The organism is Thermostichus sp. MS-CIW-26 (assembly GCF_054059115.1).
The window spans coordinates 13,839-37,184 of sequence record NZ_JBSSBV010000019.1 but is presented as its reverse complement, the minus strand read 5'-3'; the positions used below and the strand labels follow the sequence as shown (position 1 = coordinate 37,184).

Annotated in this window: 21 protein-coding genes and 1 pseudogene; 9 read left to right on the top strand and 13 right to left on the bottom strand. The window is 57.6% G+C overall.

The genetic code is table 11. The features are described from left to right. Positions 1 to 25: 25 nt before the first annotated feature. Both ACVWZU_RS08070 and dapA read right to left on the bottom strand, forming a co-directional pair. Positions 26 to 1,861 (bottom strand): ribonuclease J, encoded by a 1,836-nt coding sequence (locus ACVWZU_RS08070; protein WP_457405017.1) that lies wholly within the window; start codon positions 1,859 to 1,861, stop codon positions 26 to 28. A gap of 219 nt (positions 1,862 to 2,080) precedes the next feature. Continuing rightward, positions 2,081 to 3,001, bottom strand: coding sequence for a 4-hydroxy-tetrahydrodipicolinate synthase (dapA, locus tag ACVWZU_RS08065; protein WP_457444266.1), 921 nt, complete (start codon positions 2,999 to 3,001; stop codon positions 2,081 to 2,083). 275 nt (positions 3,002 to 3,276) lie between these two features. Between dapA and ACVWZU_RS08060 the strand changes: the two genes are divergently transcribed. Together ACVWZU_RS08060 and ACVWZU_RS08055 are read left to right on the top strand one after the other, a co-directional pair. Continuing rightward, positions 3,277 to 3,648, top strand: coding sequence for a nitroreductase family protein (locus ACVWZU_RS08060; protein ID WP_457384674.1), 372 nt, complete (start codon positions 3,277 to 3,279; stop codon positions 3,646 to 3,648). Between the two features lie 247 nt (positions 3,649 to 3,895). Then, entirely contained in the window at positions 3,896 to 4,171 is a 276-nt protein-coding gene (locus ACVWZU_RS08055) for a nitroreductase family protein (RefSeq protein WP_457444264.1), read from the top strand. Positions 4,172 to 4,222: 51 nt separating this feature from the next. Here the strand turns inward: ACVWZU_RS08055 and trpD are convergent, their stop codons facing one another. Continuing rightward, positions 4,223 to 5,254 (bottom strand): anthranilate phosphoribosyltransferase, encoded by a 1,032-nt coding sequence (trpD, locus tag ACVWZU_RS08050; RefSeq protein ID WP_457444262.1) that lies wholly within the window; start codon positions 5,252 to 5,254, stop codon positions 4,223 to 4,225. A 469-nt stretch (positions 5,255 to 5,723) separates the two neighbouring features. Here trpD and trmFO point away from each other — a divergent pair, with 469 nt between their 5' ends. After that, entirely contained in the window at positions 5,724 to 7,103 is a 1,380-nt protein-coding gene (gene trmFO, locus ACVWZU_RS08045) for an FADH(2)-oxidizing methylenetetrahydrofolate--tRNA-(uracil(54)-C(5))-methyltransferase TrmFO (RefSeq protein ID WP_414329729.1), read from the top strand. 239 nt (positions 7,104 to 7,342) lie between these two features. On the opposite strand, the gene ACVWZU_RS08040 is transcribed toward trmFO, so the two are convergent. Continuing rightward, on the bottom strand, positions 7,343 to 8,359 hold the full coding sequence (locus ACVWZU_RS08040) for a phosphotransferase enzyme family protein (RefSeq protein ID WP_187147247.1): 1,017 nt from the start codon (positions 8,357 to 8,359) through the stop codon (positions 7,343 to 7,345). A 359-nt stretch (positions 8,360 to 8,718) separates the two neighbouring features. On the opposite strand from ACVWZU_RS08040, the gene remA reads away from it, so the two are divergent. From remA to ACVWZU_RS08010, 6 genes and pseudogenes are all read left to right on the top strand, one after another. After that, a complete protein-coding gene (remA, locus tag ACVWZU_RS08035) occupies positions 8,719 to 8,988 on the top strand; it encodes an extracellular matrix/biofilm regulator RemA (RefSeq protein ID WP_414382990.1) in 270 nt (89 codons plus the stop codon). 100 nt (positions 8,989 to 9,088) lie between these two features. Continuing rightward, complete coding sequence (gmk, locus tag ACVWZU_RS08030; RefSeq protein ID WP_369791759.1) at positions 9,089 to 9,736, top strand: guanylate kinase; 648 nt, start codon at positions 9,089 to 9,091, stop codon at positions 9,734 to 9,736. A gap of 210 nt (positions 9,737 to 9,946) precedes the next feature. Continuing rightward, positions 9,947 to 11,296: pseudogene (locus ACVWZU_RS08025) on the top strand (RNA-guided endonuclease InsQ/TnpB family protein). 96 nt (positions 11,297 to 11,392) lie between these two features. After that, positions 11,393 to 11,851: an adenosylmethionine decarboxylase gene (gene speD / locus ACVWZU_RS08020; protein WP_414342990.1), complete on the top strand. Its 459-nt coding sequence runs from the start codon at positions 11,393 to 11,395 to the stop codon at positions 11,849 to 11,851. 119 nt (positions 11,852 to 11,970) lie between these two features. After that, positions 11,971 to 12,909 (top strand): fused MFS/spermidine synthase, encoded by a 939-nt coding sequence (locus tag ACVWZU_RS08015; RefSeq protein ID WP_414356308.1) that lies wholly within the window; start codon positions 11,971 to 11,973, stop codon positions 12,907 to 12,909. Positions 12,910 to 13,002: 93 nt separating this feature from the next. After that, positions 13,003 to 14,154, top strand: coding sequence for an NAD-dependent epimerase/dehydratase family protein (locus tag ACVWZU_RS08010; protein WP_414328669.1), 1,152 nt, complete (start codon positions 13,003 to 13,005; stop codon positions 14,152 to 14,154). Here the strand turns inward: ACVWZU_RS08010 and ACVWZU_RS08005 are convergent. The 9 genes from ACVWZU_RS08005 to ACVWZU_RS07965 form a co-directional block, all read right to left on the bottom strand. Further along, a complete protein-coding gene (locus tag ACVWZU_RS08005) occupies positions 14,151 to 15,062 on the bottom strand; it encodes a histone deacetylase family protein (protein WP_457444258.1) in 912 nt (303 codons plus the stop codon). The genes ACVWZU_RS08010 and ACVWZU_RS08005 overlap by 4 nt on opposite strands. Before the next feature lie 57 nt (positions 15,063 to 15,119). After that, positions 15,120 to 15,440: a hypothetical protein gene (locus ACVWZU_RS08000; RefSeq protein ID WP_011431733.1), complete on the bottom strand. Its 321-nt coding sequence runs from the start codon at positions 15,438 to 15,440 to the stop codon at positions 15,120 to 15,122. 596 nt (positions 15,441 to 16,036) lie between these two features. Then, entirely contained in the window at positions 16,037 to 16,408 is a 372-nt protein-coding gene (gene rsfS, locus ACVWZU_RS07995) for a ribosome silencing factor (RefSeq protein ID WP_011431734.1), read from the bottom strand. A 42-nt stretch (positions 16,409 to 16,450) separates the two neighbouring features. Next, the gene (gene yqeK / locus ACVWZU_RS07990) at positions 16,451 to 17,056 is read right to left on the bottom strand and encodes a bis(5'-nucleosyl)-tetraphosphatase (symmetrical) YqeK (protein WP_457384668.1); all 606 of its coding nucleotides are present in this window, start codon (positions 17,054 to 17,056) and stop codon (positions 16,451 to 16,453) included. Continuing rightward, on the bottom strand, positions 17,049 to 18,860 hold the full coding sequence (gene lepA, locus ACVWZU_RS07985; protein WP_011431736.1) for a translation elongation factor 4: 1,812 nt from the start codon (positions 18,858 to 18,860) through the stop codon (positions 17,049 to 17,051). Before lepA ends, yqeK begins: the two co-directional genes overlap by 8 nt. A gap of 331 nt (positions 18,861 to 19,191) precedes the next feature. Then, positions 19,192 to 19,719, bottom strand: a complete 528-nt coding sequence (locus ACVWZU_RS07980) for a low amplitude/bright protein LabA (protein WP_011431737.1) — start codon at positions 19,717 to 19,719, stop codon at positions 19,192 to 19,194. Positions 19,720 to 19,868: 149 nt separating this feature from the next. Beyond that, positions 19,869 to 20,855, bottom strand: coding sequence for a glycine--tRNA ligase subunit alpha (gene glyQ, locus ACVWZU_RS07975; RefSeq protein ID WP_414328660.1), 987 nt, complete (start codon positions 20,853 to 20,855; stop codon positions 19,869 to 19,871). A 52-nt stretch (positions 20,856 to 20,907) separates the two neighbouring features. Further along, on the bottom strand, positions 20,908 to 21,672 hold the full coding sequence (locus ACVWZU_RS07970) for a peptidase (RefSeq protein WP_414387909.1): 765 nt from the start codon (positions 21,670 to 21,672) through the stop codon (positions 20,908 to 20,910). Between the two features lie 48 nt (positions 21,673 to 21,720). Continuing rightward, a complete protein-coding gene (locus ACVWZU_RS07965; RefSeq protein ID WP_457444280.1) occupies positions 21,721 to 23,130 on the bottom strand; it encodes a DUF697 domain-containing protein in 1,410 nt (469 codons plus the stop codon). Between the last annotated feature and the right edge of the window lie 216 nt (positions 23,131 to 23,346).

Sequence of the window (23,346 nt, the reverse complement as noted above, 5' to 3'; positions counted from 1 at the left end):
TCCAGCCACGGAGAACGGGCCAGTTTTAGGAAGCAGCTACCGCTGCCGAGGAACGCCGCCGCCGGCCCAGAGCACCCGCTACCGGCTCCGGTTGGGTTTCCACACTCAGGGAAGACACAGACTCCTCTTCAGGGGATTGCACAAAAACCGCCACCGTGGGCTTGCCGGGCAATTGTTCTCGCAAGAAACGGCGCACCACCCGCTCCACTTCGCCCTTAAGGCCGGCCCAGTCGATGTCCAGGCTGCCCCGCTCCAGCGAGCGAGCAAATTGGGGCCACGCTTGCCGAAGGGTGTTCTCCAGAAGGGGTTTCAGGTCGGATCCCTTGAGTTGGTTCCCTTCCCCCGCCAAGCCAAAGGTTTGCACCTGCGGGGTGCAGAGCAACTGGCCACTGCCGTCCAGGCTGATCACCACCGTCACCATACCGTCTTTGGCGATCTGCTGCCGCTCCTGCATCATCTCATCCATCACCACTCCATCGTGGGAAGCGGCGATCATCTGTAGGCCAGAGGGGACGCGGCCTGTGATGGCAATGCGCTCCCGGTTCACCTCCACCACATCGCCATTGTCGATGATTACAATGTTTTCCCGCGGGATCCCCATGCTCATGGCGGTTTCGGCGTGCTTGACCAGCATGCGGTATTCCCCGTGGGTGGGAACGAAGAACTTGGGGCGGGTGAGGGCAATCATCAGCTTTTGGTCTTCCTGGCAGCCGTGGCCGGAAACGTGCAGGCCCTTGTCTTTGCCGTAAATGACATTGGCTCCCAGCTCCATTAGCTTGTCAATGACCCGCGAGACTGCGATGGTGTTGCCAGGGATCGGGTTGGCCGACCACACCACCGTGTCTCCTGGCTTGATTTGCAACTGCGGGTGCTCACCGTTGGCGATGCGGGTAAGAGCAGCCAGCGGTTCTCCCTGGGATCCGGTGGTGAGGATGATCACCCGGTCATCCGGCAGGCTGTTGATCACATGCATTGGCTGCAGCGTCTCGTCCTTGCAGCGGATGTAGCCCAAGCGCCGCGCATGAGCCACCACGTTTAGCATGGAGCGGCCCAGCAGAGACACCACCCGACCTTGCTGTTCGGCAATCTGCAGCACCAAGTTGAGACGATGCACCGAAGAAGCAAAGGTGGTGATGATCACCCGTCCCTTGGCTCCGGCAATGGCCTTGGTGAGACCCGGCACCACAGAGGCTTCGGAAGGGGTAAACCCCGGCACTTCCGCGTTGGTGGAGTCGCTGATCAGGCAGAGCACTCCCTTTTCTCCATGTTCGGCCAACCGCTGCAGGTCGAAGTACTCCCCATCCACCGGCGTGTGGTCGATCTTAAAGTCGCCGGTCTGAATAATGACGCCCACAGGCGTGTGCAGAGCCACCGTAAAGCTATCGGCAAACGAGTGGGTGTTGCGAATGAATTCGGCAAAAAAGTGCTTACTCAAGGGAACGATTTCGCGGGGGCCCACAGGACGCAGCTCTGTGCGGTTGAGCAGGCCCACTTCCCGCAATTTCTCTTCCAGCAGCGCCAGCGCCAATCTGGGGCCGTAGATGACCGGAATATCGAACTCCCGCAAGTGATACGGGATGCCACCGATGTGATCTTCGTGGCCGTGGGTAACCACCATCCCCCGCACTTTGTCGCGGTTTTGCTTGATGTAGGTCATGTCCGGCAGCACGATGTTAATGCCGTGCATGCTCTCATCGGGAAAAGCCAAACCGGCATCCAAAAGGATAATGTCGTCCTCGTAGCGGAAGGCCCATGTGTTTTTGCCGATCTCCCGTTCGCCGCCCAGCGGAATCATCTGAACGGAAGAGGTGGATTGTGGGATCACAGAACGAGAAGCAACTGAAGAACGTGGTGTTGGCATATGGGTTTAGATCCTCAACAGTAAAAAAACAAAAACAGAAATGGGCACAAGCTATCCCCGACAAAGTTGTGGGCGAAAGCCGCAACTCATCCATTTCCCAGGCCGGGGAAGAGCTTTTCAAGGAAAAAGCTACCTACCCACAGGTCAAACGCCACAAAAGAGCCCCTTGCAAACCCCTGAAAACCGTGGTCATGGCAGAAGCAAAGCCTAAAAATGCAATCATGAAACTTTCGTCGCCATTTGTTCGGATCCCTTCGATTCAGCCAGTAGGCCCATCTCTTCAAGCACCTGTCGCAAAACCTGCAGAGAACTGGGGTGTAGAGGCGCTAGGGGAAGGCGCGCCCGACCCACTCGCCAACCCTGCATCTCCAATGCGGCCTTAATCGGAACTGGGTTGGTCTCGATGAATAAAACCTTGAACAACGGAAACAGGCGCAGGTGGTGGGCCAAAGCTTGATCGTGTTGCCCTCTGATGTAGCTCTGGATCAGCTCCTGCAACTGCAACCCAACTAGGTGGCTGGCTACACTGACCACACCGCTGCCTCCCAAAGATAGGAGTGGCAACGTCAGAGAGTCATCCCCTGAATAGATGGCGAAACGCGAGGGAGTGAGTCGCCGAATTTCCGAAGCTACATCCATCATACCACTGGCTTCTTTGATGGCGACAACCGTTTCCAATTCTGCTAATTGGGCTACAGTCTCCGGCTGTAAACTGGCCCCTGTCCGACTGGGAATGTTGTAGAGCAAGATGGGCAGGTCACTGGCTTGAGCAATGGCTTTGAAGTGCTCATAAAGGCCGGCCTGGGTAGGCTTGTTGTAGTAGGGCACCACCTGTAAAGAGCCGTCTAAACCCAATTGAGCGGCCTTTTTTGTGGCTTCAATGGCCTCACGGGTGGAGTTGGATCCCGTCCCGGCGATCACCTTAGCCCGACCGGCTACGGCATCTCGCACCACGCGGAACAGCTCATACTCCTCTTGCCAGGTTAGGGTGGGAGATTCGCCTGTGGTGCCACAGACCACCAAGCCGTCACTGCCGTGGGTTGCCAAGTAATCGGCCAAACGAGCGGCCTCATCGTAGTTAAGCTCCCCCTCATCAGTAAAGGGGGTAACCATGGCCGTCAGCACTCGACCGAAGTTCACCGATTGCTTCTCCCCATCAACCACACCAATCCGACGATTAACCGGGCGACCCAGATGAGACCAGTTTGTTTTTCCATCATACCTGCCTTTGCGTTAGGGATCCCGCTTGCCTGCCCTGCCAAGGCCCAGTTTGTGCCTCACCCGGTTGCCACAGGCTGGATAAAAGGGAGATAACAAAGAAGACAGACCGTTTGAACACGGAATGTATAGCCATTTGCCAATCCTGCCCCTACCTTTGGGGGGAGCCGCCTTTCTACCGACACTTGAGGATCCCTATGGACGCCCTAACTGCCCTGAAAGAGCGCATTTCCGCCGACAAATTGGATCCCAGCCGCCGTTTATCGGAAGCGGAGATCCGAGAGCTGGTGGCTTATGCTACGGAAGCTCCTTCTTCCTTCAACATTCAGCACTGGCGGTTTGTTGCGGTCACCGACCCGGAAGACAAAGAGCGCCTCAAATCTCTGGCCTACAACCAACAGAAGGTGGCGGATGCATCGGTGGTGTTTATCATCCTGGGGGATCTGCGGGGGTATGAGAAACTGCCTGAAATTGTGCAAAGAAGCGTTGCTGCCGGGATCCTCTCGCCCGAAAAAGCGGAAGGCTGGGTGAACATGGCCCAGGCAACCTATCTGATACATTCACGCTGAACTCTCCTGAACATGGTTCAGGAAAGAAGCGATCGCATCCTGCCTATCTCTGAGCAGGAAGGCGGTATCCCGCAAAGCCCTGAGGAATACCCCCCGAGCGCTTTCCCCCTTCACTTCCCGGCAACCGTTGCGGTGGACTCAAGGATCAGGGGGAAACTTGGTCTACTATATCCCTCTCAATGACTTTTGCCAAACCGCCTAAAGCTCAGTAAATTCAGCAAAGTTCAGGGTTTTGGGGGTTAGAGGCATGCTCCACAATCCCACCTTGGCGCGGGATGAAGCGATTCGCTCTGGGGCGATGGCTGCCATGGCGCTGATGATCGCGGCTCAGGCCAAGGGTTTGGTGAGCGGGCCGATGATCAGCTTTGATCCGGAAGGGGTAAAGCGGGAGTTCGGCATTGCCGACCGCTACGTGCCGGTGATGCTGCTGGCGGTTGGATATGCGGCAGCGGGTAACCTGCCGCGCAAGCCTCGCTTGGGGGTGGATGAAGTTCTGGCCTTTGGGCGAGGGCGGGAGTTTTAGCCCTAGGCTCAGGTGGGATCCCTGTCGCCCTCTCCTGGGCTCCTACCGGCATCAAGCCTTGAGAAAATGAACCAGCTGTTGCAAGCGATCCCAAGCGGCACCCCTGGCGAGAATCTCGCGAGCTTGGGCGATCCCGGTTCTCCAATCAGGGGCCACTCCGGCCACCTGCAGGGCCAAAGCAGCATTCAAGGCCACCACATCCTGCTGGGCAGGCGTCCCGGATCCCTGGAGAACTTGGGTGAGGATGGCGGCATTTTCCGCCACATCCCCCCCCTTGAGAGCTTGGGTGGGTGCCAGGGTCAGCTCGTAATCTGCAGGGTTCAAGACTTCCGTCCGTACCAGCCCACCGGACAGGATGCCCAGATCGGTGGGTTGATCCAGACCGGCCTCGTCGAGGCCTTCGCGGCTGTGCAACACAATGGCCCCTTCCCGTCCCAACAGGCGCAGGGCCTCTGCCATTACCGGCACCAGCTCCTGGGCGTAAACCCCGATCACCTGGCGGTTGGGATAGAGGGGGTTGACCAAGGGCCCCAACAGGTTGAAAATGGTGCGAACCTTGAGGGCCCGCCGATAGGGGATCACCGCCCGCATGGCCGGGTGCCACTGGGGAGCAAACAAAAAGGTGATGCCCACTTCCGCCACAGCCGCCCGCACCCGCTCTGGCTCAGCCCCCAAGTTCACCCCCAGGGCCTCCAGCACATCCGCCGAGCCGACCTTGCCAGAGGCGGAACGGTTGCCATGTTTAACCACCGGGATCCCGGCTGCACTGACCACAAAGGCCACCGCCGTGGAAATGTTAAAAGTGCCGGCCCCATCGCCGCCGGTGCCACAGGTATCCACCAGGAGAGGCAAGTCCAGCGGGGATCCCAGCGAAGCCCGCTGTAGCACTCGTGCCATGCCGGCCAGTTCACCGGCGCTCACACCCTTGGCTTGCAGGGCCGCCAGAATCGCCCCCGACACCACATCTGGCACTTGGTTCTGGAGCCAACCGTTCATCAACTGTTCAGCTTGGGCTTCGCTGAGAGATTGCCGATCCAGCAACTGCCCCAAAAGCTGTGGCCAAAGGTCAGCCGTTTCCGTCATGGGTCGGGATCCTGGGTGTCAGCGGGTACTTATAGTAGCGTATCCCGCCTCTGGGTCACTTGCCTCGTGCAGGTCGGGCCATGCTGAGGGTTAGCTAATCCGCCCAGAAGCTCCGCCCTCCTTATTGCTACGCAACGCGACGCAACCACTTTAGCGGCGCGGAGCGCTATGCCTCAGCGTAAGGGTCGGGATGAAAGGCGGTCTTTGTTCTATAATCAACCTGGCTGTACAAAACGGCTTTGCCGGAATCTGGTACAGCTACGCGGTGGGACATTCCGTGTCTGCTCGCTGAGGGTTCTTGTGATAGCTCCCCGTTGAAGCGAGAAGCTCACACTCTTTCGCTTTAGCAGCGCGGAGTGCTTTGCGTCAGCATGAGTGCGGGAGTATGTCACCATAGTGGGTTTGACCTGAGCCGTTTCCGGCCCTAGCAGGGTGCGCTCCATTCTTCTCTTCCCTCCCGGAGGTTGTGATGAACCCTCCAACTAACCCAAGGGCTTGCAGCCCGCTTGCACGAGCGGGAGCCTTTGCCCCCATCCATGTTGTGGGCGGGGGGTTGGCGGGGACAGAAGCTGCTTGGCAAATTGCCCAGGCAGGGTTGCCTGTCATCCTTTCGGAGATGCGCCCCGTGCGTCAGAGCCCGGCCCATCACACCGATCAGTTGGGGGAGCTGGTGTGCAGCAACTCCTTTGGGGCTGCAGCCAGCGATCGGGCGGCAGGGCTACTCAAGGAAGAACTGCGACAACTGGGATCCCTGGTGATCGCGACGGCGGATTGCCATGCAGTGCCGGCAGGAGGGGCATTGGCAGTGGATCGGGCCCGCTTCAGCCAGGCTCTCACGGAAGCCATTCAAAACCATCCCCGCATCACCCTGCGTCGGGAGGAGGTGACGGAGATCCCGGAGGGCATTGCCGTCCTCTGTACCGGCCCTCTGACCAGCGATCCCCTGGCCAAGGCACTGCAAGCCTTTACGGGCCTGGAGTACCTGAGCTTTTTCGATGCTTCTAGCCCCATTGTTACCGGGGATTCGTTGAACCGAGCGGTGGTGTTTCAGGCTTCCCGCTACGACAAGGGGGAAGCAGCCTATCTCAACTGCCCCATGACGGAAGCGGAGTACGAACGGTTTTGGCGGGCGCTGGTGGAGGCAGAGCAGGCGCCCCTCAAGGATTTTGAACGGGAGGAGCGCAAGTTTTTCGAGGGCTGCTTGCCGATTGAAGAAATGGCGCGCCGGGGCAAAGACACCCTCTGTTTCGGCCCCTTGAAGCCGGTGGGGCTGGTGGATCCGCGCACGGGATCCCGTCCTTACGCGGTGGTGCAGTTGCGGCAAGAGGACAAAGCAGGGCAGCTGTGGAACTTGGTGGGCTTTCAAACCAACTTGAAATGGGGAGAACAGCAGCGGGTCTTTCGCCTCATCCCCGGCCTGGAACAGGCGGAGTTTGTCCGCTTTGGGGTGATGCACCGCAATACATTTTTGAATTCGCCCCAGCTTCTGTGGCCGACCTTGCAATTTCGTCGCCGACCCACGCTGTTTGCCGCCGGCCAGTTGGTGGGCACCGAGGGCTATGCCTGCGCGGTGGCAGGGGGATGGTTGGCCGGACAGAACGCCGCCCGCCTGGCTCTGGGGTTGCCCTTGATCACGCTGCCCCCCGAGACGATGATGGGATCCCTGTTTCAGTTCATCAGCAGCGCCGATCCCAGGCACTTTCAGCCGATGCCGGCCAATTTTGGGCTGTTGCCGGATTTGGAGGGGCGCAAGCTTCGCAACAAGCAGGAGCGCTATGGCCGTTACCGGGATCGGGCTTTGGCTGCTCTGAAAACGACTGGGTTGGTGCGCCAAGTGCAAACCGCCTAGGGGAGCTTGGAGCGTGTTCCCGACCATTGCGATCCAAGTCAAAGTCGAGATTGAGCGTTATCGTCATTTGAAACTAGATTGAGACACTTCCTAGGCGTTTCGCGACCGCCCCCAGCCCCTCTCCCGCTGGGGGAGGAGAGTCGGGAAGCAATGCCACAGAAATATTTAGAAATGTTTCATTCCTATGCCGCGGTAGCAGATCCCAAAACGAGCTGTCAAAAGCTGGGCAAACCTGTTGGCTACCTTCCCTCTTTCCGCTGCTCACAAGACAAAAGGGCGCGCATGGACTCCAACAGTTGGGGTGCCCTCTGGGTTAGGTCTTGATAGAGGCAAATTTGCTGTTGGCAGCGGGCCAGGTTATGGGCTTTGCGGCTGGGGTAGCGCTGGGGATCCCAATTCCAGTAGGCGTCTTCAAACCAATCCTGCAAAAAGCGCATCCCCAATTCCAGGGTAATCAGTTGGATCCCTTGGAGAAGGAGTTCCGGTTGTAGGGCGTGCAAGTTCCCGGTTTGGGCATAGCCCCGCAACCCGGCCAGGATCGCCTCTGGCTGAAGGGTATTTCCTCGTTTGCCCCAGGAGCGCAGGGCATCCCCCAATTCAACATAGAGATTGTGATACATAAAGGTGTCCAGATCCACCAGGCCCACAAATCGCCCCTGCTCATCGAACAAAAAGTTGTTGAACTTGAGATCGGCATGGATGATTTGAGTTGGGATCCCCGAGGGCAGCAGAAGATTGGGCACAGTTTCGATTAAAAACTGCCATTCTGCCTGCACTTCTGGGGCCGGCTCATACTGGCGTAGCTGTTGCCAAAGGTGAGCCGTATCGTGAAAATGCGGGATCTGGAAGCGAAAACGATAGTCCATCTGGGCCAAGAGTCGATGCAGGCGTCCAACGGCTGCCCCCGCCTCTTCCAGATAGCCCCAATTGGGAGGAGTTGGGTGACAGGATCCCGGCAGACAATCCATGACCCGCCACAGCCCTTCTGCCCAGGACAAGTGCAGGGATCCATCGCGAGCGCGGCGGAATTGGGGGACGGGGAAGCCGTGTTGTCTCAGCCATTGGCCGATGGCTTGACCATCTTCGGTGACAGCAGGATCAAATCGGGGGTGAAGGCGCTGGACGATGAAGGATCCCTCAGAGGTGTTGAGTTTCCAAGTTTGGTGAATGAGGCCCACTCGGATGGCTTCGGGTGGCTCTGGATCCCCCAGTTGAAAGTGCTGGACAAGGGGATCCAGCCAAGTCAGGTCAAGCATAGGCAAGGAAGAAATCTATTCAAGCTTGGGGTGCTGGGTCGATCTTTTCGTTTTCAGAGCTGCCTCAAACCGCTTACCACAGCGGCGGCCTTTGAGGCTTACAGTTCAAGTTCTATTGAAGTGGCTTCATGTTGACGATTTTACCGTCCTCGATAAACAGGGCAAGTTGTTTGGGAGGGTGCAGCTTGTTATGCAACCACAGCCTTTTTGCGGCTCACCCGAACGGGACTTGTCGCCAGAACTCACTGCCCAATTGGCCGAGAACTCAGGTGTCGTTGTGGCAAACCCGCGAAAGAGCCCCATTTGCTACCTTAATGAAGGTTGCTGGCCGGACAACCGTTAGGTTCCCTCATCACCCCATGGATACCCGCCTAATCAACATTGGCTTTGGCAACATCGTCGCCGCTGGGCGTGTGGTCGCCATTGTCAGTCCCGAGTCAGCTCCCATCAAACGCATCATCAGCGATGCCCGCGAGAGGGGCCAGTTGATAGATGCCACCTATGGTCGTCGTACCCGCGCTGTCATCATCACCGATTCCGGGCACGTCATCCTCTCCGCCATCCAACCCGAAACCGTTGCCAACCGCTTCCTCACGGCCAAGCCCGGTTTGCCAGACGAAACCGAGTGAAAGCCCATCGCTGTGAGCCGTTTGAGAAACCAGAAGTGAGATATCCTAAAACAAACCCAAACAAGTCAATTGCCCAGCCATCTTGCGTCGGTCTCTGTCTATGCCAACCTCTCCTACCCCGGTTTCCTCTGAGTGTACGCAGCAGCAGGGATCCCTTCCGGCTCCTACCCCGCGCGGTCGCTTGGTGGTTTTGACAGGGCCCAGCGGAGTGGGTAAGGGTACGCTGGTCAACCAGTTGCGCCAGCGCCACCCCGAGCTGTATCTCTCGGTTTCGGTCACCACCCGCCCCCCCCGCCCCAGCGAACAGGAAGGTGTCAACTACTACTTTCGCAGCCGGGAGGAATTTCTCAACTTGATTGAAGCCAACGAGCTGTTGGAATGGGCACAGTATGCGGGCAACTTTTACGGCACTCCCCGCGAGATCGTGTTCCAAAAACTTAACCAGGGTCAGGATGTGCTGCTGGAAATTGAGCTGGCGGGGGCCCGTCAGGTGAGGCAGCAGTACCCAGATGCCATTCGCATCTTTCTTTGTCCACCTTCTCTGGAAGAGCTGGAACGTCGCATCCGCGAGCGCGGACAAGACTCAGAGGCCAGCATCGAGCGCCGCCTGGAGCAGGCCCGCAAGGAATTGGATGCCCAAGACGAATTTGACTACGTGATTGTCAACGACAACCTGGAGCAAGCGCTGCAGGAGCTGGAAGCCCTGCTCTATCCCCCCTCTCCCTCTTCAAAGGAGCAGCAGCCCTAGCTTCTCCAGCCCCTTCCCGGAGCGCTGGTGTCGGTGGTGCAGTGGCTCCAGATTGGGCCTAGGGTTAACTTTCGGTTAAGAAAAAAGCTGCTGGGGAGGGTAGTTTGGCTTTACCAAAAAACTGGGTCTGAAGCCCCGCCCTAAGGCCTACGGCCCGCTGACGCGACCAGGGCGGCTTTTATCTTGCTAGACCTTTGATAAAGTAGGCTCATGCGCGTCCTCGAAGCCAAGCTCCTCAACGGCACAGCCCAGCAGTACCAAGCCCTGGATGAGGCCATTCGGACTGCCCAGTTCGTGCGCAACAAGTGCCTGCGCCACTGGATGGATCATCAGGGGGTGAACAGGGCCACGTTGTACTCCCTCTGCAAGGACTTGGCCAGAGAGTTCCCCTTCGCCCAGAAGCTGAACTCCTCTGCCCGGCAAGCCAGTGCGGAGCGAGCCTGGTTTGCCATCTCCAACTTCTACCGCCGCTGCAAGGAGAAAGCAGCCCGGAAGGGCTATCCCAAGTTCCAGAAACGGTGTCGCTCCGTGGAGTACAAAATCTCCGGCTGGAAGCTCTCCCAAGATGGAATGTCCATCACCTTCACGGACAGCTTCCAGGCAGGCACCTTTGCCCTGTACTGCAACGGCGAGGCGCGGCGGGACATCCTCACTCTGAAAATCAATCGGGTGCGGGTAGTGCGGAGAGCCGATGGCTACTACGCCCAGTTCTGCCTGGACGTGGAGCGTCGGGAGAAGGTGGGCTACACCGGCGAGGCGGTGGGGCTGGATGTGGGCTTGATGCACTTCTACACCGACAGCCACGGCCACAAGGTAGAGTGCCCCCAGTTTTTGCGTCGTGCCGAAAGGAGGTTAAAGCGAGAGCAACGCAGGTTAAGTCGGAAGTTAAGGACTCCGTCCCGCTTACGCGAACGGAGAGGGGCCAAACCCCAATCCAAGAACTACCACCAGCAGAGGAAGCGACTAGGCAAGGTACACCTGAAGGTTCAACGCCAGCGTAGAGACTGGGCTGTGAAGTTGGCCCGGTGCGTGGTGCTCGCCTACGGCGGCGCGGAGCGCTTTGTCGTGGTGTACGAGGACTTGCAGGTGCGGAACTTGGTGCGGAATCACCACTTGGCCAAGTCGCTCGCGTAAGCGGTGCGGAGCACTATTCACGATGCCGGGTGGAGTTTATTCACCGGGTGGCTGGACTCCTACGGGAAGGTCTTCAACAAGGTGGTGGTGGCCGTGCCGCCCCAGTACACCAGTCAGGACTGTTCTCGGTGTGGCCACCGGGTGAAGAAGACGCTGTCCAGTCGCACCCATCAATGCCCGCAGTGTGGGGTGGTACTTTGCCGGGATGAGAATGCGGCCATCAACATCCTGCGCAAAGGGTTGGAGTTGTTGGGTGAGGAGTGGAACAACGGTACCTTTGGGCAAAAGGGAACCGCCCCGAAAGGGGGAACGCCTGGGGAGAAAGGCCTACGGCCCGCTGCCGCGATGAGCACCGCTGCTGTGGAGGGGCAACCTGACACGGTAAGTGCTGTCGCAGAACCAGGAACCAGAATCCCCTGCCTTTAGGCAGGGGAGTATGTCAATTGTGAGATAATGGTAAAGCTGCGCTTTCTGTGCAGCCTCTGGTTCTAATCAGTTCTATCTGGCCAATTAGGGGATAGTATGCTGCACACACTATCTGGCCAATTAGGGGATAGGTCTCCAGCTCTGATCGGGATCCACTGTATCCTGGAGCTTTACGACTGCCCGGCCAAACTTTTGGATGATGCCTCTCTGGTGCAACAGGCTTTGCGAGAGGCAGCCAGACGCTCCAACTCCACCTTTTTGGGAGAGCTGTGCCATCCATTTGAGCCGCAGGGGATTACAGCCCTCGCTCTTTTGGGGGAATCCCACATCTCCATTCACACCTGGCCCGAAGCGGGCTACGCGGCGGTGGATGTGTTCACCTGTGGTCGCCACACCCGACCGGAAGCGGCCTGTGAATATCTGATCGACGTGTTTCAAGCGCGACGATATTCCCTGCGCAAGGTGCCCCGCCGCACCGCGCAACCGACACTCCTGGAAGAGGCCCCAGACTCAGCTGAGGTGCTCACCTGTGAAGCGAGCCGACGAAGGCGCTGAGATCTTCGCCAATCGCAGCTTTTTCCAAACTGTCATGGGGGCCATCTGTAGGCTGGGTGGGATCCGATTCACCCCAGAGGTCAGTCTATGTTGCTGGAAAAAGCTGTAGCGAGGTGCTTATGAGCAGCCCGAGAAGTTTCTTCTGGGTTCAGGAGTACTTTACCCCTTGGGACTACACCGCCCGTGCCGTCACGCGCATCTTGGCCTACCGAAAAACCCCTTTCCAGGAGATGCTGATCGCCGAGACGGGGGCCTTCGGCAAGGGTCTGATGCTGGATGGGCATTGGCAATCCACTACCGTGGATGAGTTTCTGTACCACGAGGCTTTGGTTCATCCGGCTATGGTGCAGGTTGTCCAAGCGGGCGGGATCCCCCGGCGGGTACTGGTGTTGGGGGGGGCAGAAGGGGCAACGCTGCGGGAGGTGCTGCGTTGGCGCTCGGTGGAGCAGGTGGTGATGGTGGACATCGATGGGGAGGTGGTGGCAGCCTGCCGAGAGCACCTGCCGGAAATGCACCAGGGATCCTTTGAAGATCCGCGGGTGGAGGTGGTGATTGCCGATGCCTTGGATTTTCTCCAGGAAACAGGCCCCATTTGGGATGTGATCCTTTCCGATCTTTCCGATCCCATTGAGTCCGGCCCTGCCTACCGCCTCTTCACCCAGGAGTTTTTCCGCCAGATCCGCTCCAAGTTGCAGCCAGATGGGGCTTTCACCATCCAAGCCGGGCCGACGGGGCCGGTTGAGCTTCATCAACACACCCGCATTGTTCGCACCCTGAAAACGGTGTTTGCCGCCGTGCAGCCCTACGCCATCTATGCCCCCACCTACGGTGGCCCACTGGGTTTTGCCCTGGCAGCTCAGGATCCCATCTCCCCCAGGCCAGAACCGGAGCAGATCGACCAGATTCTGAGCCAACAGTTGGATCCCGAGCGAGGGGCACTGCAATTCATCGATGGCATCACCCTTCTGGGCCTCTACCAAGTCCCAGCTCACCTGCGCCGCGCCATTGCCGCCGAGACCACGGTTTATACCCTGGACAACCCGCCTCGCATCGAATAAGGGGCTATCCAGCACCCCGAAGGGATCCCAGGAGAGTTTGTCTTTGGTGCCATAACTTGGTAGATTCGTCTGCAGCCGAATTTTGCTTCCCTAATGAGAGTCTTGGTTATTGGTGGTGACGGATACTGTGGCTGGGCGACGGCCCTATACCTATCCAACAGGGGTTATGAGGTGGCCATTCTCGATTCCTACGTCCGCCGCCTCTGGGATCTGCAACTGGGGGTTTCTACCCTGACCCCAATTGCCCAGCTAGAGCAACGGGTGGATTGCTGGAAGGGGCTAACCGGCAAGGACATTCCCATCTTTGTCTGCGACGTTACCAACTACGAAGCCCTGATCTCCTGCATGCGCCGCTTCCCGCCGGAGGCCATTGTTCACTTTGGCGAGCAGCGCTCTGCCCCTTACTCGATGATCAGCCGCGAGCATGCGGTGATGACCCAGGTGAACAACGTGGTGGGCACCTTGAACATCCTCTACGCCATCAAGGAGGAATTTCCCGATTGCCACCTGGTGAAGCTGGGCACCATGGGCGAGTACGGCACCCCCAACATCGACATTGAGGAGGGGTACATCACCATCGAGCACAATGGCCGCAAGGATACCCTGCCCTACCCCAAGCAGCCGGGATCCATGTATCACCTCTCCAAAGTACACGACAGCCACAACATCCACTTCGCCTGCCGCGTCTGGGGCCTGCGGGCCACCGACCTCAACCAAGGGGTGGTATACGGCGTGCTCACAGAAGAAACCGGCATGGACGAGGTGCTGATCAACCGTCTCGATTACGATGGCGTATTCGGCACAGCTCTGAACCGCTTCTGCATTCAAGCGGCCGTGGGCCATCCGCTGACAGTGTATGGCAAGGGCGGCCAGACCCGCGGTTTCCTGGATATCCGCGACACGGTGCGCTGCGTGGAGCTGGCCATTGCTCACCCTGCCGAGCCGGGCCAATTCCGGGTGATGAACCAGTTCACAGAGCAATTTAGTGTTGAGCAACTGGCGTTGCTGGTGCAAAAGGCGGGAGCCACCATGGGCCTGAAGGTGGAAATCAACCACCTGGAGAACCCCCGCGTCGAGCTGGAAGAGCACTACTACAACGCCAAAAACACCAAGCTCCTAGACCTGGGCCTCCAGCCCCACTATCTGTCCGATTCCCTCTTGGATTCGCTGCTCAACTTTGCTCTCAAGTACAAGGATCGGGTGGATGTGCGGCAGATTTTACCCAAGGTGAAGTGGAAAGGTTAACTCTCCAGGCAAGCTTGGGCCAGGCTCAGCCAGCCGCGCGCCAGGTTGTCCAGGTTATAGCCGCCTTCCAAGCCGAAGAGGGTTTTGCGGGTCACCTGCTCCAGGCAAAGGCGGGCCATGCGGCCAAAGGCTTCCGGCTCTAGCTGCATACCGGCCAGGGGATCCCCTTTGGCACAGTCGAAGCCGGCGCTCACCAGCAGCAAATCCGGCTGGAACGCTTGCAAGAACGGCAAGATCTTCTCGTCGAGGGCCTTTTTGTAGGCCAACCAATCCGAGCCGGCAGGCAAAGGCACGTTGCAGAGGTTGCCGTGGATCCCGGTTTCGCGAGCGGAGCCGGTGCCGGGGTAGAGGGGAAACTGATGGATGGAGGCATAGGCCAGTTGGGGATAGCGCTCCACCACCGCCTGCGTGCCGTTGCCGTGGTGAACATCCCAATCGAAAATCGCCACCCGCTTTACCCCCGGCTGATCCAGCGCCCACAGCGCCGCAATGGCCGCGTTGCTGAAGAGGCAAAATCCCATTGCCCGTTCTGGCTCTGCGTGATGCCCAGGTGGACGGCACAGCACCAGCGCTGGCTGAGCGGTGGTCAAAACCGAGGCAGAGCCGGCCACCCAAGCCCCCACAGCCAGGCGCGCCGCTTCAAAACTTCTCTCCGAGAGAGCAGTGTCGGCATCGATGCGTCCCCCACCTGCTGTTGCCAACTCAGCCACCTGTTGGATGTGCCGACGCGAGTGTACTCGCTCCAGCTCTGCTAGCTCCGCCAAGGGGGGATCCCGCCATTCCAACTGGTTGGCAAAAGGGGCACCACGCAGCGCCTTAACAATGGACTGCAAGCGAGCCGGACGCTCGGGGTGAAATGGCCCAGTATCGTGGCTGAGGAAAATATCGGAATAGTAAACAGGCAACATGGGCAGAGGCAACAAGCTAAGGCAACGCCTTTGCAGTGTAGCTTAAGCTCGCCCCCTCTATCCGTAGAAGACCTCTGACATGGATCCCGCATAGGGGTCAAGGCCAAAAGAGGCTTGTTGGAGTTTTTGATTGACCACATCCCGCACTACCGACCGCAGCAATTCCAGCTCAGAGGAATTGAGTTGATCGCGGCTGGGACACTCATCGGCAGCCAGCCACATGTAGATGGCGGGGACCCGGTTTAGGATCTGCTGCATCATCGCTTCCCGCTCCCTAGCGTCATAAAACACCTGTTGATGGGGGTGCTCAGTGGAGAGGATAGTTTCCAGTTCTCCCAATGCCAGGTACTCGACGATATTAACCAACATCTTTTCCATGATGAATGTCCCTCCTAAAAATCCCTGTCGCTCTTAAAAACAGACATTAAACAAAAAACGCTGCTTCCCCATCTTCCTCCGCTGCTTTTGGCACCGGATTTTGCCTACAGGCCGACCATTTAAGCCGGTTGCAGTTAAGTCTGCCGTCGGGAAGAAGTTGCGGTTTCGTTCGTAAGATCCTCTTGTGCAGCCAATCCTTGCCTCCTCTATTCGCCTCGTTTGCCTTTCCACTTGCCGCTGAAAGCAGCCAATAGGAGCCATCAGCAGCTGGAAAATCTTTTTGCTGGTATTCAGTACCAACGAAGAATTATCAGCGTTCAAGAGAAACAAGGTAGAGCGTTTAACAAAGACTATAGAAACTCGACTGCAAAAGGCAGGAAGATCTTACTCAGCTATTTGTCATTCACTACCCTAACACGTGACTGTGTAAGAAATTGCGGGAATATTAAGAAACTTACATATTTCTTGACAATTGACTAAAACTTCTGTCTGTCAAGGAGTCCCTGGAAGGCAGTTAAAGAGTTGTAAAGAGCAACTCTTCCCTTGGCTCCAAGCTCTGAAGAACTGCCAAATCCAGGGATCCAAAACAAATAGATTTAGCCTGCTATGGGCAGATCGACTCGCTGAGCCTGGATCCAGAAAGACTCTAGGTCATAGTAGTCCCTTTCCTGTTGCATAATCACATGGACAATGAGATCGGCATAGTCGATCAGTATCCAAGAGGCCGATTCCTGCCCTTCGATGCGGCGCGGAGTTTGTTTCCACTCGTCCCAAACCTTTTCCTCAATTGCTCGGGCAATGGCGCGGACTTGCGTAAGCGAGTATCCGCTGACCAGAAGAAAGTAATCTGCCAAAGTGGAGACTTGGGATACATCCAGCAGAACGATATCGCCACCTTTTTTCTCTTCTGCCGCGCGAGCTGCACTCAGCGCCATGCAATAGATGGGATCCCCAGCAGGGGCAGGCATGAGATGTAGCAACTAAAACCCTCCTGAAACGACTGAGTTAACCTAGGACACCGCTTTTTCTAAAGGATGTAACAAAAAATGATTCCGAGTCATGAGTGTGCGCGGATGAACCACCTGATTCCGGTCTAGCAAAAATTTTAGGCTCAAGTCACATACTCCCACTACGGTTTTAGACAAATCTACAAAAGCCATCTGCCGCAACCGCTCCAATTCTGGGCTGTTGCCCCGATTCGGCTCCAGGGCATCGGCCACGAAAACCACGCAACTGAGCGGATCCATGCCGGGCTGCCCTAGCGTGTGGTTGGCAATGGCCGCCAAAATCTCCGGATCCTGTACCTGAAACTGCTCCCGCGCCACCAGGGATCCCACCTCAGCATGCAGGATGTGAGGTTCGGCCCGCTCAATTTCATCCAGCTCCCGTTCCTGAGCCACCCTTTGCAACAGTTGCTCCGGCGGGAAAGCCTTGGCCAAGTCGTGCATCAGCCCTGCCCAAGCAGCTTTCTGCTCATCCAGCCCGTAGTGGGCCGCCAGCTGTCGGGCCATCCCCTCTACCCCCAAGATATGGCGGAGGCGAGGAGGAGACACCCGCTCCTGTAGCCAGGCCAACACCTCTCCCCGCCCCAGTTGAGTGCCCATCGCCCTAGTCATTCTGCAGCTTCAGCACAGCCATAAACGCTTCTTGGGGCACATCCACTGTTCCCACCGCCTTCATGCGTTTTTTCCCCTCTTTTTGTTTTTCCAAAAGCTTGCGTTTGCGGGTCACATCTCCTCCGTAGCATTTGGCCAAGACGTTTTTGCGCAGGGCTGGTATGGTTTCACGAGCAATCACTTTAGAGCCAATTGCCGCCTGAATGGGCACTTCAAATTGATGGCGTGGGATCAGCTCTCGTAACTTGGCAACTAGGGAACGGCCTACATAAAAAGCTTTGTCCCGATGCACAATCGTGGATAGAGAATCCACCACATCGCCGTTGATCAAAATGTCCAAACGTACCAAATCATCGGCGCGGTAGCCAATCATTTGATAATCCATACTGGCATAGCCACGGGTGCGCGATTTCAACTGGTCGAAAAAGTCGGTGACCACTTCCGCCAGGGGCAGCTCGTACACCAGCGTAGTCCGACCCTGCGCCAAATATTTCATATCTTTAAAGGTGCCGCGTTTGGTCTCACACAGCTCCATCACGGTACCGACAAATTCCTCAGGAAGAATCACCTCTACCCTGACAATCGGCTCCTCGATGCTGGTGCGCTCGTTGGGGGGAGGCAGCTTGCTGGGATTGTCCACCCGAATCACAGAGCCGTTGTTGAGGGTTACTTGGTACACCACCGTCGGAGCTGTGATCACCAGATCGAGATTGTACTCCCGCTCTAGGCGTTCCTGCACCACCTCCATGTGCAGCAGGCCCAGAAAACCACAGCGGAAGCCGAAGCCCATGGCGCTGGAAATTTCTGGCTCAAAGTACAGGGCAGCATCGTTGAGCTTGAGCTTTTCCAGAGCTTCTTTGAGTTCGGCGTACTGGTCGGAGCTGCTGGGGAACAGGCCACAAAACACCATCGGCTTGGCTTCTTTGTAGCCGGGCAGGGGCTCAGGAGCTTTGCGATTCACCAGGGTGATGGTGTCCCCAACCCGGGCGTGTTCCACGCTCTTGATGGCGGCGGCCATGTAGCCCACCTCGCCCGCATGTAGGGCATCCACCGGCTCTTGGTTGGGACGCATCACCCCCAGCTCGGTAATCTCGTATTCTCGGCCAGAGGCCATAAAGCAGATCTTGTCCCCCGTCTTCACCTCCCCATCCATGATGCGCACATAGACGATCACGCCGCGATAGGCGTCGTAGTAGCTATCGAAAATCAAGGCCCGCAGGGGCTCCGCCACCGTATCCCGTGGGGGCGGCACCCGCTGCACAACGGCCTCCAGAATCTCTTGAATGCCAATACCCACCTTGGCAGAGGCGAGGATTGCCCCGCTGCAATCGAGGCCGATCACCTGCTCAATCTCCGCAATCACCCGCTCCGGCTCGGCCCCCGGCAGGTCGATTTTGTTGATCACCGGAATAATTTCCAGGTTGTTCTCCAGGGCCAGGTAGACGTTGGCCAGGGTTTGGGCCTCCACCCCTTGAGAGGCATCCACCACCAGCAACGCCCCTTCACAGGCGGCCAGGGAGCGGGAGACTTCGTAGGTGAAGTCCACATGCCCCGGCGTGTCGATCAGGTTCAAAACATAGTCTTGGCCGTCTTGGGCACGGTAGTTCATGCGGGCCGCTTGCAGCTTGATGGTAATGCCCCGTTCCCGCTCCAGTTCCATGCTGTCCAGCAGTTGTGGCCTCATCTCGCGGGCTGAAACGGTGCCCGTTTCCTGCAGGAGGCGATCGGCGAGGGTGGATTTGCCGTGGTCGATGTGGGCGATGATGGAAAAGTTGCGAATACGGGAGACAGGAACGCCGGTCATAAAAACCTGATCAGGGCAAAGATTTTTTACAATGCTAGCCTCTCTGCTCCCCTGCCTGAACTAAGGTTGCCCAGAAGTTGGCTGCCAAGGGGAGAAGACACAGCCCTTCTGCCGGACACCAGAGCACCCTACTGGAATTGGCCGGGACAGCTCCTTTCCGGCAGCGCTGACTAGAGCCGGTACAACAGACGTGCCGCTTGTGTGGCAGGGATGGGATCCGTGAAGATGGAAAAAGCCAGAACGAACTCGGGCGGTGTTGTCGCCAGCTCGCCAGGAGGCTATGGGTCTGACCCGACGGCAGAGGAAGCAGTCCAGAACCCTGCCCAAAGCACTACTTGTCTAACTTCTCAATGTAGGGGCGAATGTCATTGAGGTCGATGTAGCGGTCGGTGGCGTTGCGCAGCTCGCGGGCGATCATCCCTTCGGTGGAGACAACTGTAATCAGCGTGTTTTTGGAACGCAACAGCTCGACGGCCCGCTCAAAATCTCCATCGCCGCTAAATAGAATGATCCTATCGTACTGGCCAACGGTGTTGAACATATCGATTACTATTTCGATATCCAGATTTGCTTTTTGGGAGTACCGACCGGAGTCTTCATCTCGATATTCTTTGAGGATCTTGGTGCGCACAGTGAAGCCCATGCTGATCAGAGCGTCTCGAAAGGCCCTCTGATCATGGGGATCCTTGATGCCGGTGTACCAAAATGCGTTGACCAATTCAACATTTGGCTGTGATCTAACAAAATAATCCAACACCCGGCGTGGGTCAAAAAACCAGCCATTTTTCTGTTGAGCATAAAACATATTATTGCCATCAATAAAGATGGAAACCCGAGTGACGGGATGATGGTAAAACATAAAGCTTTTCCGAAAAAGTAAGGTGAACTGGTCAGAAAAAGAGGATGAAAACGAGGTCACTGACTTTCCACAAGAGCCATTTGGGCAGCCAGCACCTTGCTGACACCAATCTCTTATCATAGCCAAAGGTGGGATCCCTTTCTCAAGAATTAACTCTGGGGAGAGGCACCCCTGTAAACCAAAGCGGGTTCCGGTTGCCGCAGGGCATAGCTGGATCCCGGTCGATCGGCTTGGCTAACGTACAGCTCCGCCAATTGTCGAGCCAGGTTACGGATGCGCCCAATGTAGAGGGTGCGCTCGGCTACAGCAATGACACCACGAGCGTCGAGCAGGTTAAAGGTGTGGGAGCACTTGAGCACATAGTCGTAGGCGGGCAGGAGCAGAGACACGGCCAACCGATCCGGCAACACCTGTTTCTGCAGTTTCTGTTGGGTGGTTTCGATCAAACGCTTGGCCTCGGCTTCGTAGAGCCGGAACAATTCCAGTAGCATCTCCGGATCGGAATACTCGAAGTTGTAATAAGATTGCTCGACCTCATTTTGGAAATAGATTTGTCCATAGGTAATCCGTCCCAGAGAAGGATGCTCATTCCAGCAGAGATCGAAAACCGAATCCACCCCCTGCAGATACATGGCCAGGCGCTCTAGCCCATAGGTAATTTCTACAGAAACCGGGCGACAATCTTGTCCGCCCACCTGCTGAAAGTAGGTGAACTGGGTTACTTCCATGCCGTCCAGCCACACTTCCCAGCCCACGCCCCAAGCCCCCAAGGTGGGAGATTCCCAGTCATCTTCCACAAAGCGAACATCGTGTTCTGCCGGGTTCACGCCCAAAGCTTGCAGGCTATTTAGGTACACATCTTGAATGTCATCGGGGGAGGGCTTGATCAACACTTGGTATTGAAAATAGTGCTGCAGGCGATTGGGGTTTTGACCGTAGCGTCCATCGGTGGGGCGGCGACAGGGTTCGACATAGGCCACTCGCCAGGGATCCGGCCCCAAGGCGCGCAAAAACGTGTGGGGGCTCATGGTGCCGGCGCCTTTTTCCAGGTCGTAGGGTTGTAGGATCAAGCAGCCCTGCTCCCCCCAAAACTGTTGCAGGCGAAAGATCAAGTCTTGAAAGGTGTGGGCTGACATGGCAGGGGTTGGGCAGAGATGGATTAACCCCTATCCTACCAATCTCCTCTTCTCAGTCGAGCAGCTCTTCCCGATCAGCTGGATCCGAGTAGTCCCACTCGATGGGGGGCATTTGGTCGAAGGCTTGTTTGAGGGCGCTCTCCCACAGTTTGCGCATCTTGGCCAGGTAGGGATCCCCGGTGCGCAGGCGCAGACGGTGGGTGACCTTGAACTGATCCGCTTGCACCATCACCAAATCGATGGGGGGGCCGACGGAGATGTTGGATTTCATGGTGGAGTCGATGGAGAGGAGAGCGCATTTGGCCGCATCTGCTAGCGAGGTTTCGTAGGAGAGGGTGCGATCCAAGATTGGCTTGCCGTATTTGGTTTCCCCCACCTGCAAAAAAGGGGTTTCCGGGGTGGCCTGGATGCAGTTGCCCTGGCTGTAGATCAAAAAGAGGGCCGGCTCCTCGCCTCGGATCTGTCCCCCCAACAACAGGCTGCACTGGGCGTCGATACCGTCCTTTTCCAGCCAGGGTCGGTCTTGCTCCTGGATGTAACGAATTTTGGATCCCAGGTAGCGGGCCACGTCGTAGAGATGGGGGAAGGTGTGGAGATTGGAACTTTCCGGTTGGCGCAGATCCCGCTGCACTTCGGTCAAAACGCCCTGGGTGATGGACAGGTTGCCGGAGGTGCAGATCAAGATCACCCGCTCTTCGGGCACGGAAAAATCGAACAGCTTTTGGTAGGTGGAGACGTAGTCCACCCCGGCGTTGGTGCGGGAATCTGCCGCCATCACCAAGCCAAAGCGGGTGATGATGCCAAGGCAGTAGGTCATGCGAACGATGCGGCTCGGCTCTCTGATGGTAGAGGCGATTGTAGAGGTTCAGGAGAAAGCAAATCCGATTTTGTGGCGGATTTCCTCTCGCAGGCGGGCGGTAATCGAGGCTTCGTCCAAATCGGCCAAAATCTGGGCTATGGCGGCTTTGGGCCCCTCTGGCCCCCAACTGGCTCCCTGGGCCAGGTAGCGGCGGGCGGACTCGCCGATGGCATAGCAGGAAAACCCGGCCAACACCGCCTGCGTCAGGGCCACGGAACCGTAGGCTCCCAGAGAGAATCCCCCCAGCAAGGTTTTCAGGGATCCCAGGCCCAACAGCGCCACCCACTCGCCGGCGCCCAGGCTGAGCATGCTGAGGATGATCTTCTGCAGCAGTTGTGTGGCTCCTGCAGTGCTCATGGGCCAGCCGTACAGGCGGGCCAGGCGCAGGATCAGGGTGACATCGATGGCCAGCCCTCCCAAGGTATCGAGCAGGGTGATGGGGTTGAGGGCAACCGCCAGCGCTTTGGTGCGGGCGGCTGAGGCGATGAGGTCTTGGGCTTGCTGGGCACGGGTTTGCAGCTTGCGCTCAATTACCTGCTGGTTAACCCGATCGGCAAACAGGAGGGCATTCAAGGCCAGCAGCGAACGCCCCTCCCGATGCAGGACTTCCAGGATTTTCAGGCGCAGCTCGTCCACCTGCGGGGATCCCACTTCCATCTGGGCAGCAAAGCTCCCATCCGGCCTTTGCACCAGGCGGGGTACGCGAGGGGAGGCCGCCACCATGACGATCTCGTTGGGAGAAAGGAGCTGCCGCACCCGTTCGTTGCGGATCTTGTCGTAGATGGCCTGGCGATCTGCCTCTGGGTACTGGTCGATCTTGTTGAACACCAGCAGCATAGGCTTGCCCGCCTCCCGCAGGGTGGCCAGAGCCTCAAACTCCACCCGCGTCAGATCCCCGCAGACGACAAACAGGATCAAATCCGCCCGCTGCGCCACTTCTCGGGCCAGCCGCGCCCGCTCTTCGCCGTCTACTTCATCCAGGCCGGGAGTGTCGATCAGCTCCAGACGGGATCCCTGCCAATGGGCGACCTGTACCGACTGCACCGAGGAAGGGGGGAGGCGGGATCCCTGCAGGGATGTGCCAGAGAAGGAGGACTGGGGGCGGGTTTCCCAGCTGATGTTCCAAGTTGCCGCTTGCTGGGTACGGGTGATGCCATGGGTGGGCCCCGTCTCAAAGACTGGCTCGCCCAGCAGGGCATTGAGCAGGGAAGACTTGCCTCGCCCCACCAGACCAAAGGCGGCGATGTGGATGACCTCGGTTTCCAGCTTGTCCAAGAGCGCTTGCAAGCTCTCCAACTCCCCTTCTAAGCCCGCGACCTCTTGGGGGCGCAGATCCAGTTGGGCCACCCACTGGCGCAGGCTGCGCTTGGCTTGTTGGTAGTTGAGGTCATCTTGTAGGGTGTTGCGGCGAGCCATAGCCGTAGCGCTCAATAGCGGTAGGAAGCAGCCCTTAAAAGACTCCACTTTGCTCTCGGGATCGGCAGGCTTCCCCACCGGACAGAGAGCTTCTCATCGGACAATACAAGGGACAATACAAGACGATCATAAGAGGAAGGGAAGAGTTAAGCTCAAAGCAAGGCGGCCTCAGCCGCCGGGATCCGCAACTCAAAAATCCGATATCCAAAACTTGGC